Source organism: Citrobacter sp. Cs237 (assembly GCF_030332325.1).
Classification (GTDB): domain Bacteria; phylum Pseudomonadota; class Gammaproteobacteria; order Enterobacterales; family Enterobacteriaceae; genus Citrobacter_A; species Citrobacter_A sedlakii.
The window spans coordinates 1-283 of the sequence record NZ_JAOWIB010000050.1 but is presented as its reverse complement, the minus strand read 5'-3'; the positions used below and the strand labels follow the sequence as shown (position 1 = coordinate 283).

The 283-nt window shown below is 70.7% G+C and carries 1 protein-coding gene; it reads left to right on the top strand.

All coding sequences use genetic code 11. The features are described 5' to 3' along the window. The coding region (locus tag OGY07_RS01845) for a hypothetical protein (protein ID WP_249236553.1) at nt 1-279 on the top strand (279 nt) is incomplete at its 5' end. Between the last annotated feature and the right edge of the window lie 4 nt (nt 280-283).

Below are 283 nucleotides of genomic sequence, written 5' to 3'. Positions count from 1 at the left end.
GGGTATGGCCCGACCGTCGCAGCGGCCGCAGGAGCGCGTCAGGAGCGCGAGAAGGCCCGGCAGGCACAGGAGACAGCCCGGAGCCTGCGTGACCGCCTGAAGCCCGTTCTGGACGCTCTGGGGCCGCTTAATCGCGATATGCAGGCCAAGGCGGCCCAGATCATCAAGGCCGTGGGCGAGAAGCTGCTCGCCGAACAGCGCGAGGCGACACGCCAGCGGCAGGCCCAACGGCTTCGCAGTCGCGGCCGGGATCGCGACGACGGCGGGCTGTCTCGTTGACCCT